At 61.4% G+C, this 15,972-nt stretch carries 14 protein-coding genes; 9 read left to right on the forward strand and 5 right to left on the reverse strand.

Annotated elements, in window-relative coordinates; genetic code table 11:
- Positions 1-62 precede the first annotated feature (62 nt).
- On the forward strand, positions 63-1,103 hold the full coding sequence (locus tag HDE75_RS06270) for a D-cysteine desulfhydrase family protein (RefSeq protein ID WP_183675720.1): 1,041 nt from the start codon (positions 63-65) through the stop codon (positions 1,101-1,103).
- Between the two features lie 34 nt (positions 1,104-1,137).
- Complete coding sequence (locus HDE75_RS06275; protein ID WP_183675719.1) at positions 1,138-2,205, forward strand: patatin-like phospholipase family protein; 1,068 nt, start codon at positions 1,138-1,140, stop codon at positions 2,203-2,205.
- A gap of 11 nt (positions 2,206-2,216) precedes the next feature.
- On the opposite strand, the gene HDE75_RS06280 is transcribed toward HDE75_RS06275, so the two are convergent.
- The gene (locus HDE75_RS06280; RefSeq protein WP_260173902.1) at positions 2,217-2,984 is read right to left on the reverse strand and encodes a polysaccharide lyase family 7 protein; all 768 of its coding nucleotides are present in this window, start codon (positions 2,982-2,984) and stop codon (positions 2,217-2,219) included.
- 144 nt (positions 2,985-3,128) lie between these two features.
- Positions 3,129-3,932: a polysaccharide lyase family 7 protein gene (locus tag HDE75_RS06285; RefSeq protein WP_183675717.1), complete on the reverse strand. Its 804-nt coding sequence runs from the start codon at positions 3,930-3,932 to the stop codon at positions 3,129-3,131.
- A 207-nt stretch (positions 3,933-4,139) separates the two neighbouring features.
- Between HDE75_RS06285 and HDE75_RS06290 the strand changes: the two genes are divergently transcribed.
- From HDE75_RS06290 to HDE75_RS06300, 3 genes are all read left to right on the forward strand, one after another.
- Complete coding sequence (locus HDE75_RS06290; RefSeq protein ID WP_183675716.1) at positions 4,140-5,477, forward strand: glycerophosphodiester phosphodiesterase family protein; 1,338 nt, start codon at positions 4,140-4,142, stop codon at positions 5,475-5,477.
- Positions 5,478-5,601: 124 nt separating this feature from the next.
- Positions 5,602-7,311: a methyl-accepting chemotaxis protein gene (locus HDE75_RS06295; RefSeq protein ID WP_183675715.1), complete on the forward strand. Its 1,710-nt coding sequence runs from the start codon at positions 5,602-5,604 to the stop codon at positions 7,309-7,311.
- 122 nt (positions 7,312-7,433) lie between these two features.
- Positions 7,434-8,600: a tetratricopeptide repeat protein gene (locus HDE75_RS06300; protein WP_183675714.1), complete on the forward strand. Its 1,167-nt coding sequence runs from the start codon at positions 7,434-7,436 to the stop codon at positions 8,598-8,600.
- Here HDE75_RS06300 and hemW read toward each other — a convergent pair.
- The 3 genes from hemW to rph form a co-directional block, all read right to left on the reverse strand.
- Positions 8,597-9,871, reverse strand: coding sequence for a radical SAM family heme chaperone HemW (gene hemW / locus HDE75_RS06305; RefSeq protein WP_183675713.1), 1,275 nt, complete (start codon positions 9,869-9,871; stop codon positions 8,597-8,599). The two genes, HDE75_RS06300 and hemW, sit on opposite strands and share 4 nt — an antisense overlap.
- On the reverse strand, positions 9,868-10,452 hold the full coding sequence (gene rdgB / locus HDE75_RS06310; protein ID WP_183675712.1) for an RdgB/HAM1 family non-canonical purine NTP pyrophosphatase: 585 nt from the start codon (positions 10,450-10,452) through the stop codon (positions 9,868-9,870). Before rdgB ends, hemW begins: the two co-directional genes overlap by 4 nt.
- A 164-nt stretch (positions 10,453-10,616) precedes the next feature.
- Positions 10,617-11,345, reverse strand: a complete 729-nt coding sequence (gene rph / locus HDE75_RS06315; RefSeq protein WP_183675711.1) for a ribonuclease PH — start codon at positions 11,343-11,345, stop codon at positions 10,617-10,619.
- 322 nt (positions 11,346-11,667) lie between these two features.
- On the opposite strand from rph, the gene HDE75_RS06320 reads away from it, so the two are divergent.
- From HDE75_RS06320 to HDE75_RS06335, 4 genes are all read left to right on the forward strand, one after another.
- Positions 11,668-12,558, forward strand: a complete 891-nt coding sequence (locus HDE75_RS06320) for a YicC/YloC family endoribonuclease (RefSeq protein WP_183675710.1) — start codon at positions 11,668-11,670, stop codon at positions 12,556-12,558.
- 124 nt (positions 12,559-12,682) lie between these two features.
- On the forward strand, positions 12,683-13,321 hold the full coding sequence (gene gmk, locus HDE75_RS06325) for a guanylate kinase (protein WP_183675709.1): 639 nt from the start codon (positions 12,683-12,685) through the stop codon (positions 13,319-13,321).
- 70 nt (positions 13,322-13,391) lie between these two features.
- A complete protein-coding gene (rpoZ, locus tag HDE75_RS06330) occupies positions 13,392-13,595 on the forward strand; it encodes a DNA-directed RNA polymerase subunit omega (protein ID WP_183675708.1) in 204 nt (67 codons plus the stop codon).
- Between the two features lie 85 nt (positions 13,596-13,680).
- Entirely contained in the window at positions 13,681-15,969 is a 2,289-nt protein-coding gene (locus tag HDE75_RS06335) for a RelA/SpoT family protein (protein ID WP_183675707.1), read from the forward strand.
- Positions 15,970-15,972: the final 3 nt, after the last annotated feature.

The raw sequence follows: 15,972 nt of genomic DNA on the forward strand, positions 1-15,972 counted from the left end.
GAGCAGCCACTGTTTGCACCTGCGCCTGCCCGCTAGACTGGACGATTTCGCCAGGAGTCTCCGTGACGACATACACGCTTGCCGGCCTAAGCCGCTACCCTCGTTTCCCCCTGCTGCACGAAACCACGCCCATCGAACGGCTGGCGCGGCTGGAGCAGCATCTGGGCCCCGCCCTGAACGGCGTGCAGTTGTACGTCAAACGCGACGACCATATGCGTGTGGGCGGTGGCGGCAACAAGCTGCGCAAGCTGGAATTCTTGCTGGGCCAGGCGCTGGCCGACGGCGCCGATACCGTCATCACGGTGGGTGGCCTGCAATCGAACCATGCGCGCCTGACGGCGGCGGCCGCCGCGCTGGCCGGCCTGCAGTGCGAACTGGTGCTGACGCGCCAGGTACCGCGCGGCGATGCCGACTATGAGCACAGCGGCAATGTGCTGCTGGACGAGCTGTTCGGCGCCCGCGTGCACGCCCTGCCTGGCAGCGTACATGGCTTATCCTGGGCCAACGAACGGGCCGCCACCTTGCGCGCCCAGGGCCACAAGGTGGCCGTCTTGCCGACCGGTGGTTCGACGCCGTTGGGTAGCCTCGGTTACGCCGTCTGTGCGCAGGAAATCGCGCAGCAGTCGCAGCAGATGGGGCTGACGCTGAGCCAGGTGATCGTACCGAATGGCAGCGCCGGCACGCATGCGGGCTTGTCGGCCGGCTTCGCCGCGCTGGGCCTGAACGCCAGTCTGGTGCGCTCGCATGCAGTGCTGGCCGAAGCCGCCGTAAGCCGGCAGCGCACCTGGGAACTGGCGCAGCAGGCGCTGGCCCTGCTGGGCAGCGAGGCCAGCATCGCGCTGGAAGAGATCGACGTCGATGGCGCGCAACGGGGCGCCGGCTACGGTATGCCAACAGCGGCCATGCTGGACGCTGTGCGCCTGCTGGCGCGCACGCAGGGTTTGCTGCTCGATCCAGTCTATTCGGGCAAGGCTTTCGCCGGCATGCTGGCCGATGTCGCGGCTGGCCGCTACGCGCCTGGCCAGGCTATCCTGTTCGTGATGACGGGCGGCGCACCGGGTTTGTACGCTTATCGTGAAGCGTTTGCCACGCCTAGCCTCTAGAATAAGCGCTTCCCTACATTTTGCAGGAAGCCGCATGCCGTCTCCGATCACCATCCGCCTGGGCAGCCGGGCCCGCGCCCGCATCGCCCAGGAAGGCTTGCGCGCGCAAGACATCGCCATCGTACCGGCCGCTGCAGGCGGACCGAAAGGCTTGATACTGCACCAGCTGGACTGCTGGCTGTTTGGCGACTTTCTGGCCAGCGCACCACGCCCGCGCCAGTTTATCGGCGCCTCGATCGGCGCCTGGCGCATGGCAGCGGCGACCTTTGCCGACCCGGTGGCGGCGCAGCGCCGGCTGGTGCGCGAATATGTGGGGCAGCGTTATCCGGACAAGCCCGATGCCGCCCACGTCAGCCGCACCTGCCGCGCCCTGCTCGACGCCGTGCTCGATGGCCAGGAAGCGCAATTGCTGCAGCATCCGCAGCACAGCGTGTCGGTACTGGCCGCGCGCGGCATCGGCGCACTGGCGCAACCAGGCCGCGAGCGGCGCGGCTTTTTGCTGGCCGCCGCCAGCAATATGCTCGGCCGCGCGCGCCTGGCCAATTCGCTGGAAAGAGTGGTGTTCCATGCGGGACCCGACAACGCAGGCTGGCTGCGCTCGCGTTTCGACGCTTTTAACGCCCACTTCGTGCCGCTGGCGCAAAATAATCTGCGCGACGCACTGCTGGCATCCGCTTCGATTCCGCTGGTGCTCGATGCGGTGAGCGGCATCGCCGGTGCGCCATCGGGGCGGCTGTGGGATGGCGGCTTGATCGACTACCATCTGCACCTGCCCTACCAGCGCGAACCGGATCTGGTGCTGTATCCGCATTTCACCGACCATATCGTGCCTGGCTGGCTGGACAAAACCATGCCGTGGCGCCGCGCACGGGCCAACGATCCGGCGCTGGCAAACATGATACTCGTCTCGCCCTCGGCCGATTTCGTGGCCAGCCTGCCCAACCGCAAATTGCCGGACCGGGCAGACTTTCCCCGTTACGGGCAAGACCACGCGGCCCGCATCCGCGACTGGCGCCTGGCGATCGCCGAAAGCGAACGTTTGGCGGCCGCCTTCGCCCGCTGGGCGGAGCAGCCCGACTTGCGCCAGGCCTTGCCTTTGTGAGTCGCTTGCTGTTACTGGTGCGTCAAGGTCAAGGCATAGAACTTGACGACGGTGCCAGGGGTCGTCAACGGCGGGCCGGAGACCGCGCTTTGATCATAGTTACCGGCCTTGAAATAAAAACTTCCGCCATTAAAACTGGAGTCCATCGTAAAAGCCTTGACCGTGCCATTGACCGTGACGGTAATGGTTGACCCGGTCAGGCTCAGCTCATAATTGAAGCGGGTTCCCAGGGGCACGCTGGTGATCGTGTAGGTCTTCCCGCTGCCGCCCTGATTGGTATCTTCCAGGAACAACTTGACCGCGCCACCCGACGTGACCTGTAATTCGCACAGCGGCTTGCTCGGCCCGGTCCCCTGGAAAATCTGCGCAATCGCGGTATTGTTCGGCACCTTGGTCACCGCCACTGTCGCGTTGAGCTTGTTGATGCCTTGCGTGTTCCAGATGGCGTTTTCACGCAATTCCGTACGCGGATGCTTGGAGCCGGAGGTGGTCCAGCCCTGCGTCGGGTCCATCATCACCATCGCCCCATCGCTACTATCGGTATAAAAATAATATTGGTTCGTATAGCCGCCCGCAAGACTGGCGCCACTGACGGTATCGACCTTGCCGGACGAGCCGGTCGGCAACTGCAAGGTAAATGGCGCCAGGTTGAAATTCGCCCCCGGCGCCTTGGACGGACTCAAGGCCTGCGTCACGACCTCGGCACTGGCCAGTAATTGCGTGTCAGGATTACTGCTACCGCCGCATGCCGCAAGCATGCCGGCCAGTACGGTTGTCATCAAAGTTTTTATCCGTGTGGTGCCCATTTTTATCCCTGTTTTTTACGATAGGCATTTGACATTACTCTTCAATTCCACTTTTAACAACATTTTACTGATAAGAAAAAGCCCCGATGATTTCTCAACAGGGCTTGATGGCGTCAGTTATTGATGCGTCAGCGCCAAAGCATAGAATTTGACGATGGTGCCAGGCGTCGTCAACGGCGTGCCGGAGACGGCGCTTTGATCGTAGTTACCAGCCTTGAAGTAAAAATTTTCGCCATTAAAACTGGAATCCATCGTAAACGTCTTGACCGTGCCATTGACCGTGACGGTAATGGTGGCACCGGTCAGGCTCAGCTCATAATTGAAGCGGCTACCCACGGACACGCTGGTAATCGGATACGTCTGCGCGTTGCCGCCCTGATTGGTGTTCTCAAGCAAAAGATTCACCGCACCGCCAGACGTGACCTGCAATTCGCACAGTGGCTTGCTCGGCCCGCTACCCTGGAAAATCTGGCCGACTGTGGTTTTGCTCGGCACTTGGGTCACCGCCACGGTGGCATTGAGCTTGTTTTTGCCACTGGTGTTCCAGGTCGCATTTTCACGCATTTCCGTGCGTGGATGCTGTGAGCCGGACGTGGTCCAGCCCTGCGTCGGATCGACCATGACCAGCGCACCGTCCGAACTGTCGGTATGGAAATAATATTGATTGGTATAACCGGCGGCAAGACTGGAACCGCTGACGGTATCGACATTGCCGGACGAACCTGTCGGCAACTGCAAGGTAAACGGCGCCAGATTGAAATTCGCCCCAGGCGGCCGGCCAGGGTTCAAGGTTTGCGCGGTCGATGCGCCACTGCTCAGCACTTGCGTATTCGCATCAGCGCCGACACCGCCACCACCACATGCCGTCAACATGCCGATAAGCAAGGTACTGATCAGACCTGCCATTATTCTATTTTGCATATTTTTCCTGTTCTTATGTGGATAGCCACCGGTTTTAAAAAGTTGCCTAAAGGAACTTTACACGACAATGGAAACCTTTTTTTCAGCACATGCTATTTGTAATGCACTTGTAATGAAGTGTCTGTCATCAGCGGGTCATGGCAGACAGGTATATTGATGGCGCGCCACCCATATGCCGGCGGCCCCCTCCATCTGAAGAAAGTTGTCATGACGACTGTTGCGCTGAAAATTGCTATCGTTTTAAGCCTGGCCGCAAGTAGCGCTGCCGCGACTGCACAGGGCAGTTTCCTGACCCTCGACGGCAAGGCGCCGCTGGTGATCGGCCATCGCGGCTTTCCGGGCCTGTATCCGGAAAGTACGCGGCCGTCCTACGAGGCAGCTGCCGACTCGGACGCCGATGTGCTGGAAATGGACGTGCATATGAGCCGCGACTGCGTGCTGGTGGTGCGCCACAATCCCTGGCTCAGCGATAACACCAATATCGCCAAGGTAGCCGAACACAACCCCACCGTCGCCGCGCGCAAGCGCACGGTGCCCGGCGTGCTGGTCAAGGTCGCCTATGACAGCGGCGTCGTGGGTGGTCCGGCCACCTACCTGAGCGACCGCACCGACCCGGCCGATCCGAAATCCGTGCTCAAGTCGCTGGTGGTCGATGGCGAAGACCATACGGGCGACTGGGCCATCAGCGACTTTACGGTGGCGGAACTGAAGCAATGGCTGGGCGGCACCACCTACGATGCGCGCGAACTACGTCCGACGGAAATGAATGGCAAGTTCCCCATCCTGACGATGCAGGAAGTATTCGACATCGCGCGCGCCAAGAGCGCAGCGCTGGGCCGCAGCATCGCCGTGTATCCGGAATCGAAAAACCCGTACTGGAACAATGCCCAGGCGATCGCCAACGGCTGCGGCAGTGGCGCCCACCCTTTTGAAGACGCCTTCGTCAAGCTGGTCAAGGACAATGGCATGAACGACAAACAGTCGCCGCTGTTCGTGCAAAGCTTTGATCCGGCCAGCCTGAAGTATATGCGCTCGATTGGCTTGAAAAGCAAGGTGGTGCAGCTGATCGATGGCAATGCGATCGACTTCCACACGGGCGCCGTGATCTACGCCACGCCGGATTCCAGCAATTTCGTCAGCGCCCGCCCCTACAGCTGGACCCTGGCTGGCGATGGCCGCTTTTTCGGCGCCATGCTGACCCCGGCCGGCCTGGCCGAGATCAAGACCTACGCCGACGGCATCGGCCCATGGAAACCGCAGCTGATGTCCTGGACCATTTCTCCCTTCCACGGCGAGGGTTATGGCGCGCTGGCCGACGTCAATACGGCCACGCCAACCAGTGTGATCGCCGACGCCCACCATGCCGGCCTGTTCGTGCACAGCTTCACCTTCCGCAATGAAGGCAAATACCTGGCAGGCCTGTATCACGGCGCGCCAGAGGCCGAGCTGCAAGACTTTTTCCGTGCCGGTATCGATGGCGTATTCACTGACTTTACGCCGACGGCCGTGCAGGCGCTGGAAAAGTACCGCCTGCAGACCCCATAAGAAAGCCGCGGCAAGCCAGCAACAGATGCCCAAGAAGTGTGCCGTTTGCTTACCTATTGGTTAATAATCGGCGCATACTATGGCTCACAGGCAATTCATTTCTTCCCGCGACAGGAGTCCGACCATGCACGCTCTCTCCCACCTTCGCATCGGCAGCCGCCTGGCCGCCGGCTTCGCTCTGGTGCTGCTGCTATCTGTCATTTCGACCGCCTACGCCTTGTTCAGCGCCCATGCCAATGCCGAGGCGACCCGGCAAATGATGCAAAAGCCGCTGGCCAAGGAACGCCTGGTGTCAGACTGGTATGTGCTGATCTATTCAGCCATCGCGCGCACCTCGATGATTACCAAGAGCACCGATGAAACCCTGGCGACCGTGTTTGCCGAGCCGATCGCCGAAAGTACCCGCCAGGGCGGCGAACTGCTGAAGAAAATCGAAGAGCTGCTCGACAGCGACGAAGAAAAAGCCATTTTCAAGGCCTCGATAGCCGAGCGCGTGAAATACCAGGACGCCAAGACCCTGGTCATGAATGCGCGCAAGGCAGGCGATCCGGCCAAGGCGGAAGCCATCTACCGCGACAGTTTCGCGCCGGCCGCCACCAGCTACCAGGCCAATGTGAAGGCGCTGCTGGCGCAGCAGCGCAAGGCCATCGACGCTACCGCCCAGGCCATCGAAGCGGCCAATGGCCGCAGCTTCACTCTGTTATTGCTGCTGTGCGCGCTGTCCGTCGCGCTGGGCAGCCTGTGCGCCTGGCTGATCACGCACTCGATCACCAAGCCCTTGCAAGCAGCCGTGAAAGTGGCCGAGACGGTGGCCCAGGGCGATTTGCGCACCAGCTTTGGCCCACCCGCGCGCGATGAAATCGGCGACCTGATGCGCGCCCTGCATGGCATGAATGACGCGCTGCGCAAGGTGGTGTCGGAAGTGCAGGCGGGCACGGGCGCCATCGCCACGGCGTCCGGTGAAATCGCCGCCGGCAATACCGACCTGTCGGCCCGCACCGAGCAGCAAGCCAGTTCACTGGAAGAGACAGCCTCATCGATGGAAGAGCTGACCTCGACCGTCAAGCAGAATGCCGACAATGCGCGCCAGGCCAACCAGATGGCGGTAGCTGCCTCTGGCGTAGCGGAACGGGGCGGCAGCATCGTCAGCCAGGTGGTCGATACCATGGGCGCCATCGATACGGCATCGACAAAAATCGTCGACATCATCGGCGTCATCGACGGCATTGCCTTCCAGACCAATATCCTGGCCCTGAACGCGGCCGTGGAAGCGGCCAGGGCGGGCGAACAGGGGCGCGGCTTTGCCGTGGTCGCCACCGAAGTGCGCAACCTGGCGCAACGCTCCGCCGCCGCGGCGCGTGAAATCAAGGCCTTGATCGGCGACTCGGTCGAGCAGGTCAACAACGGTACGCGGCTGGTGCAACAGGCCGGCAGTACCATGGGCGAAGTGGTCGACAGCGTACGCCGCGTGACCGACATCATGGCCGAGATCACGGCCGCCAGCGCCGAGCAAAGCGCGGGCATTGACCAGGTCAACCAGGCCATCGCGCAGATGGACCAGGTGACACAGCAAAACGCAGCGCTGGTGGAAGAAGCGGCGGCGGCCGCCGAAAGCCTGCAAGACCAGGCAACGCGGCTGGCCCAGGTGGCCGCCGGCTTCCAGCTCGAACACGCGGCTGTGGCGGCGCCTGCGCGCGCGGCCGTCACACGGCTGGCGCCGCAGCGCAAACCGCAGGCGGCGAGCAGGCCCGTCAGCAAGCCAGTCGCCAGCACGAGCACCACCCGCAAGATGCCAGCGCATATTGCCAAGGATCAAGACTGGGAAGAGTTTTAAGCCATCCTGGCACGGTGTATTTGACAGCGCCCCGGCTGGCGCCGATACTGGTTTATAAGGGTTCCGGGCGGGACAGGCGCGCCGCCGGGGACATCGTCAGTCGGCGCCTTCAGGGAAAAACCATGCATCCCTATCTAGTCAGCGCCCGCCGCCTTGCCACGCTATTGCTATGCACCACCCTGGCTGCCTGTGCCGTGGCGCCACCGGCCAGCCTACCGCCCGTTTTCACCGATAGCGCTTTCGCACCCGCCATCACGATCGATGCAAATCAGGTATTTGCCCTCAGCGAGCACATGCGGCAGTATCTGCAAACCGACGTCAACCGCACGGCGCGCACTGGCAATCCCCGCGTAGCGTTGTACAACGCCCTGTATGACAAGAAGCAGCTGAAACTCGAATACGACGCCAGCATGACCCGCAATGCCAGCCAGACGTTTGAGGCGCGCAGCGGCAACTGCCTGTCGCTGGTGATCATGACGGCGGCGCTGGCGCACGCCATGAACTTGAACGTGCGCTACCAGGAAGTGCTGGGTGAAGAAAACTGGAGCCGCAGCGGCGACATGTATTTCGTCGCCGGCCACGTCAATCTGGTGCTGGGCCGGCACCTGGACGACAATCCTGGCAATTACGACGCCAGGGGCATGATGGTGATCGACTTCCTGCCTTCAAACGACGTGGCAGGCTACCGCACGCGCGAAATCGATGAGGCGACCATCCTCGCCATGTATATGAATAACCGCGCCGCCGAAACCCTGAGTGCGGGCCAGCTGGATCAGGCTTACTGGTGGGCCCGCGCAGCCATCGTGCAAGACCCCTCGTTCAGCGGCGCCTACAACACCCTGGGCGTGATCCAGTTCCGCCATGGCGACCTGGCGGCGGCACGGCAAACGCTGGCCTATGCCCTGACGCGCACGCCAGACAATACGGTGCTGCTGGCGAACCTGGCGCAGCTACTGGAAACAGCAGGCTTGCCGGAACAGGCGCGGCCGCTGCGCCAGCGCCTGCTGGCGTTGCAGCCACAGCCGCCCTTCCACTACTTTAATCTGGGACGGGCCGCGATGGAGAAAGGAGAGTATGCCGAGGCCGCGCGGCTATTTGGCAAGGAAATCGCGCGCGACCCGTATTACCATGAATTCCACTTCTGGCTGGCGCAAGCCTATGCCCGCCTGGGCCAGCTACCGCTAGCGGGGCAGCAACTGGCGCTGGCGATGGATAACAGCCTCACGCGCAACGAGCACAGCCTCTATGCGGCGAAACTGCAGCGGCTGCAAGCCATCCCGACGCATTAATCCTCCAGGAACATCTGCTGCAGATCGTTCAGGAAATGCTGGCCCAGCTGCGTCGGGCGGATGATCTGGTGATCGCGGTAGAGCAAGCCCTTCGCTTCAGCCGCGTTCAGCGCCTTGTCGATGGCGTTGATCGCCAGTCCCGTGCGTTCAGCAAACAGGTTCGGTGCAAAGCCGCCCGTCAGGCGCAGGGTATTGAGCATGAACTCGAAACCCATTTCCTCGCGCGCCAGTTCGCGTTCTTCCTGCACCGGTGCGCCTGCCTGCACCGCGTCCATGTAGGCCTTGGGCTGCTTGTAGCGGGCCTGGCGCAGCACGCGGTGCGGGAACGAAATCTTGCTGTGCGCGCCCGCGCCGATGCCAATATAGTCGCCAAACTCCCAGTAATTGAGGTTGTGGCGCGCGCGCCGTCCCGGCTGCGCATAGGCCGACACTTCATAGCGGCCATAACCGGCTTGCGCCGAACGCCCGGCCACCATGTCGGCGATATCGGCGCTCTCGTCATCGTCAGGCAGCGCTGGCGGATACTTGGCGAACAGGGTGTTCGGCTCCAAGGTCAAATGGTACAGCGACAGATGCGGCGGGGCGAATGACAGCGCCGTTTCCAGGTCTTGCTGCGCTTCGGCCAGGGTTTGCGACGGCAGCGCATACATCAGGTCAAGGTTGAAATTATCAAAGTGCGTATGGGCGATTTCTACCGCACGGCGCGCTTCATTGTCGTCGTGGATGCGGCCCAGCGCCTGCAGATGGCGGCCATTGAAACTCTGGATGCCGATCGACAGGCGGTTGATGCCGCTGGCCCGGTAAGACTTGAATTTCTCTGTCTCGAACGTGCCAGGATTGGCTTCCATGGTGACTTCGCAATCGGGCTCCAGCGGCAGCAAGGTGCGCACGTCCGACATCAAACGGTCCAGCCCCGCCGCCGACATCAGGCTGGGCGTGCCGCCACCGATGAAGATGGTGTGGATCTTGCGGCCCCAGATCAAAGGCAGCGCCATCTCCAGGTCCAGCCGCAGGGCCGCCAGGTATTGTTCTTCCGGAAAACTGCCCCGTACTTCATGCGAATTGAAATCGCAGTACGGGCATTTTTTCACGCACCAGGGAAAATGGATGTACAGCGACAGCGGCGGCAAGGCCGTCAGGCTCAGCGCGCCCGGCTGCAGGTATTTCAGGGCAGCGCCGGCGGCGCCGGAAATACCTTCCTGCGGCGCAGGAGAGGCGCCCGGCTTGCTCGCGGATTTGCCGGCGGCGCCGACCAGTTTGATCGGTATCATCGGAGTTTCTCGACCAGCGCGCGCAGGGCCTGTCCACGGTGCGACAGCGCGTTCTTTTCATCGGACGTCAGTTCGGCCGCGCACTTGCCCAGCGCCGGAATATAGAAATGCGGGTCGTAGCCAAAGCCGCCATTGCCGCGCGGCGTGGCGATCATTTCGCCATGCCAGCGGCCATCGGCGATCACCGGTTGCGGGTCGTCAGCGTGGCGCACATACACCAGCACGCAGTAGTAATAGGCGGACTTATCCGCGTGCGAGGCCAGGTCGGCAATCAGCCTGGCGCTGTTGGCAGAGTCGGACTTCGGCTCGCCTGCATAGCGGGCCGAATACACGCCCGGTGCGCCGCCGAGCGCATTGACGCACACGCCGGAATCGTCGGCCAGCGCCGGCAAGCCCGTCAGGCGCGCCGCGTGGCGGGCCTTGTGCAGGGCGTTTTCAACAAAGGTATGGAATGGTTCGTCCGCTTCGGGGACGTCGTACTCGCCCTGGGCGTGTACGGAAAAACCGATGGTCGACAGCAGCTCGTTGAATTCCTTGAGCTTGCCGGCGTTATTGGATGCGAGGATCAGGCGTTGGGTCATGTGACAATATCCGGGTTAGGCTGGCCCCGTTGGGGACCATCTTCAATGCCGGCATTGTAAACCTTTTAGACCTGCCTCATCATCGTGGACCAAGGGACGGCAATGACGCTGGTGCCACGCGCTTGTGCCGCCCCGATGTAAATCCATGTAAAGATCAAAGACGATCAAATACCCAGCGCCTGCTTCTGCAGCTTGATCAGGTCGGCGATACCACCCTGCGCCAGGTCCAGCAAACGGTTCATGCCCGCGCGGTCGAATGCGGCGCCCTCGGCCGTGCCCTGCACTTCGATGAAGTGGCCCGCTTCGGTCATCACCACGTTCATGTCGGTGTCGCAGCCCGAGTCTTCCACATAGTCCAGGTCCAGCACCGGCTCGCCCTGGTAGACGCCGACCGAGATGGCGGCCACAAAGCTTTTCACGGGGATGGCGCTGATCGCGCCGCGCGCCTGCAATTGCGCAAACGCATCGTACGCAGCCACCATGGCGCCCGTGATCGATGCCGTGCGGGTGCCGCCGTCAGCCTGGATCACGTCGCAATCGAGGTGCAGGGTGCGTTCGCCAAAAGCCTGCAGATCGAAGGCGGCGCGCAGCGAGCGGCCGATCAGGCGCTGGATTTCCTGGGTGCGGCCAGACTGCTTGCCGCGCGCCGCTTCGCGGTCCATGCGCGTATGCGTCGAGCGGGGCAGCATGCCGTACTCAGCCGTCAACCAGCCCTGGCCCTTGCCTTTCAAGAAGCCCGGCACCTTGTCTTCGATGCTGGCGGTGCAGATGACCTTGGTGTCGCCGCACTCGATCAGCACCGAGCCTTCAGCATGCTTGGTGTACTGGCGGGTGATGCGGATGGCGCGCAGCGCGTCGACGGCGCGGCCGCTGGGGCGGGATACAAATGTCATGGGTTGTCCTGTGTTCTTGTGTGGGGATGCGGTGAAATTTACAGCAGCGATTTTAACACCGCGCGCCACTCTCATTTGTAGCCATGCAACACCTGCAGGCCAGCATGCATGCCGCATCCACACATGATCCCGACAATCCTGACCCGCCGTACACAATTTTCTTTACAATGCCGTAAAACGCACACTATTCAGCCATATCGGGGCCAGCTTGCAATCCGGCCCTGTTTGATGGCGATGGGCAGGTCTTGCCTGCGCCAGCTGATTAAGTGTATAAGTGATTGTATACAAGACCAAATCGGGGAATCCTTTGAGCATTTCAAGCATGACAGGCTACGCGGTTGCCACCAGCGAAGGTGCTGCAGGCACACTGACAATTGAAATCAAGAGCGTCAACTCGCGCTTTCTCGACCTGCAATTTCGTATCAACGACGATTTACGCACGCTTGAGCCTGACTTGCGCGCCGCTGTCATGTCCGCCATCACGCGCGGCAAGGTGGAAGTCCGCCTGAGCTTTGGCCGCAAGGCCGCCACCACCGGCAGCCAGGCGCTGAACCTGCCCCTGCTGGCCGAACTGGCGCGCCTGCAATCGGAAGTGGGCCAGCATTTCGTCTCGGCGCCTGTCATGACGGTCGCCGAACTGCTGCGCTGGCCTGGCGTGATTGAAGAAGCACAAATCGGACAGGAATCCCTGCAAGCGGACGTCGGCGCACTGACCAAACGCACGATCGCCGCTTTCGTCGATAGCCGCAAGCGTGAAGGCGCCGCCCTCGAAGCCGTGCTGGTCTCGCGCATCGAAGCGATGGAAGCCATCGTCAAACGCATCACCCCCTTGATCCCGCAAGTGGTGGCAGCCTTCCAGCAAAAAGCCGTCGAACGCATGCAAGATGCGCTGGGCCTGGCCAGCCAGGGTTCCAATTCCGCCATGTCGCGCCAGGACGCGATGGAACGCATCCGCCAGGAAGTCATTCTGTATGGTATCCGCATCGACGTCTCCGAAGAGCTGGCGCGCCTGTCTGCCCACCTGGGCGAAACACGCCACATCCTGACCAAGGGCGGCCAGGTCGGCAAGCGCCTGGACTTCATGATGCAGGAACTCAACCGCGAAGCCAACACACTGGGCGCCAAGGCCTCCGTCAAGGAACTGGCCGACGCCTCGATGGACCTGAAGTTATTGATCGAACAAATGCGTGAACAGGTGCAAAACCTGGAATAAATCCGCATGGTGCAGATTTCCAGCTCTAAGTGATGACTGGCAAGCCCGGCTCTTGGTAAAATACGTCTTTGGGCGTTCTTTGCCTGGGCAAAACGCCAACAATACAGAATATGGAAAACACCGCATGAGTCACTCTACCGCCTTCTCTGGCAGCCTGTTCGTGGTTGCTGCGCCTTCCGGCGCCGGCAAGTCGACCCTGGTCAATGCCCTGCTGGCGCAGGAACCCGGCATCAAACTGTCGATCTCGACCACCACGCGCGCGCCGCGTCCTGGCGAAGAGCATGGCCGCGAATACTACTTCACGACGGCGGAAGACTTTATCGCCCGCGCCGACAAGGGCGAGTTCCTGGAATGGGCGGAAGTGCACGGCAATTACTACGGCACTTCGCGCATCATGGTAGAGCAGCAAATGCTGGCTGGTACCGATATCTTGCTGGAAATCGACTGGCAGGGTGCGCGCCAGGTGCGCAAGCAATTCCCGCGCGCGGCCGGTATTTTCATCCTGCCGCCATCGATCGATGCGCTGGAAGAACGCCTGAACAAACGCGGCCAGGATGCACCGCATGTGATCACGCGCCGTCTGCTGGCAGCCGGTGGCGAAATCGCACACGCTCCAGAGTTCGAGTATGTTATTATCAATGAAGAGTTTACGGTCGCTTTGTCCGAACTGAGCGCGATCGTGAGAGCGGCCCGCAGCCGGTTTGCGCAACAAGCGGCCCGTAATGCATCGCTTTTCGCCCAACTGGGCCTGCACGCGGAGTAAGCCTTCGGGCAGCGACCGCCACGCACGTCAGTTCGTTCACACAGCACCACGCACCACTATTGGAGTTACTATGGCCCGTATTACCATCGAAGATTGCCTGAAACAGATCCCTAACCGCTTTCAACTGACCCTGGCAGCGACCTATCGCGCACGTCAGTTGCTGCAAGGCCATACGCCTAAGGTTGAAGCCAAGGACAAACCTACCGTCGTCGCACTGCGCGAAATCGCTGCCGCCAAAGTCGGCATCGAAATGTTGAAAAAGGTTCCAATGTAATTGGGAGCCCGCGTGCCGGAACAGTGCTGATCCCTGGTTCTACCCGTATCCTTTATCTTCACACTGCGACGTAACGCAACGTTTTATGAGTCTGACCCCAGCCGACACGACTTCTGCAGCACTGCCGCCCCTGGCCCCGCGCAAGGCGGCAAAAAACCAGGGCGCCAGTGCGCCGGGCGCAGTCACGCCTGCCACCGCCGCTACATTAGCCCCTGCTGCTCCCGCTCCTGCACTCGGGGTCGCCTCCGTCAGCCACCTGGCCGACAAACTCGCCGAATACCTCTCGCCCGCTGACCTGAAAAAGGTCAAGGAAGCGTATCGTTTTTCTGACGAAATGCACCTGGGCCAGATGCGCCGTTCGGGCGAACCGTATATCTCGCACCCGATTGCCGTCGCCGAAATCTGTGCCGACTGGAAACTCGACGCGCAAGCCATCATGGCCGCCCTGCTGCATGACGTGATGGAAGACCAGGACGTCAAGAAAGACGAGCTGATCGAGCGTTTCGGCTCGCCCGTCGCACAACTGGTCGACGGCCTGTCGAAACTGGAAAAAATCGAATTCCAGAGCCAGATCGAAGCGCAGGCGGAAAACTTCCGCAAGATGCTGCTGGCCATGGCGTCCGACGTGCGCGTGATCCTGATCAAGCTGGCCGACCGCCTGCACAATATGCGCACGCTGGATTTCATGACGGCGGCCAAAAAACGCCGCATCGCCAGCGAAACCATGGAAGTGTATGTGCCGATTGCGCACCGCCTGGGCCTGAACAATATTTACCACGAGCTGCAAGACCTGTCGTTCTCGCACTTGTATCCCATGCGCTACCGTACCCTGGCGAAAGCCGTCAAGGCAGCGCGCGGCAACCGGCGCGAAGTGGTCAACAAGATCATGGAAGCGGTAAAGAGCACGTTTTCCATGGCAGAAATCGATGCTGAAGTGACGGGGCGCGAAAAAACCCTGTTCGACATCTATAAAAAGATGCGCAGCAAGCATTTGTCGTTCTCGCAAGTACTGGACGTGTACGGCTTCCGCGTGGTGGTCGACAGCTTTTCGGACTGCTATGTCTCGCTGGGCACCCTGCACAGCCTGTACAAGCCGATGCCGGGCAAGTTCAAGGATTACATCGCGATTCGCAAGCTGAATGGCTACCAGTCGCTGCACACGACCGTCATCGGTCCTTACGGCACGCCGGTCGAATTCCAGATCCGCACGCAGGAAATGCATCGCACGGCCGAGTCCGGCGTGGCGGCGCATTGGCTCTACAAGAGCGGCGAAACCAACCCGTCCGACTTGCAGCAGCGCACTCATGCCTGGCTGCAATCCTTGCTCGACATCCAGCAACAGACGGGCGACTCGGCCGAGTTCCTCGAACACGTCAAGGTCGACCTGTTCCCCGATTCCGTGTACGTGTTTACGCCGAAATCGAAGATTATCGCCCTGCCGCGCGGCGCTACCGCCATCGACTTTGCCTATTCGATCCACACGGGCATCGGCGACCAGACCGTGGCCGTGAAAATCAACAACGAAACCTCGCCGCTGCGCACCGAGCTGCACAATGGCGACATCGTGGAAATCATCACCGATTCCTCGTCGCGGCCCAGCCCGACCTGGCTGTCGTTCGTGCGCACCGGCAAGGCCCGTTCGGCCATCCGCCACCATTTGCGCACGATCAACCTGCCCGAATCGATCGCCCTGGGCCAGCAATTGCTGTCGCAGGCGCTGCAAACACTGAACATCGATGCCGAATTGCCGCAGCCGCTGATCGAACGCCTGCTCAATGAATCGAGCGCCAATTCGATGGATGAGCTGTACGCGGACATCGGTATCGGCAAGCGCATGGCCACCCTGGTGGCGCGCCACATCTTTGGCTTGATCGGCGGCGAAGCGGCCAGCATGCCGGTGGAACACAATAGCGGCAGCGAACTGGACCCGGTCACCATTTGCGGCACCGAAGGCGTGTCCGTGCAGCTGGCGCCCTGTTGCCTGCCGATTCCTGGCGACCAGATCATCGGCCAACTGCGCCGCGACCAGGGCTTGCTGGTCCACACCAGCGACTGTTCGCAAGCCAAACGCCAGCGCACCAAGGAACCGGACCGCTGGATCGCTGTCCGCTGGGGCACCGAACTGAACCGCCGCTTCGACTGCCGCATCAAAGTCCTGATCAATAGCGAACGCGGCATTTTGGCCCGTGTCGCTGCCGAAATCGGCGAATCGGACGCCAACATCATCTACGTGGGCATGGACGAAGACAAGGACAACGTCCTCGACCAGCTACGCTTCACCGTACAAGTCAAGGACAGGGTCCACCTGGCGGCGCTGCTGCGCAATGTGCGCAGAGTGGCCGGCGTGAATCGCATCTTGCGCGAACGCAATTAAAAC

Origin of the sequence: Janthinobacterium silvisoli (assembly GCF_014200725.1) — a bacterium.
In the GTDB taxonomy this organism is placed as follows: Bacteria; Pseudomonadota; Gammaproteobacteria; order Burkholderiales; family Burkholderiaceae_D; genus Janthinobacterium.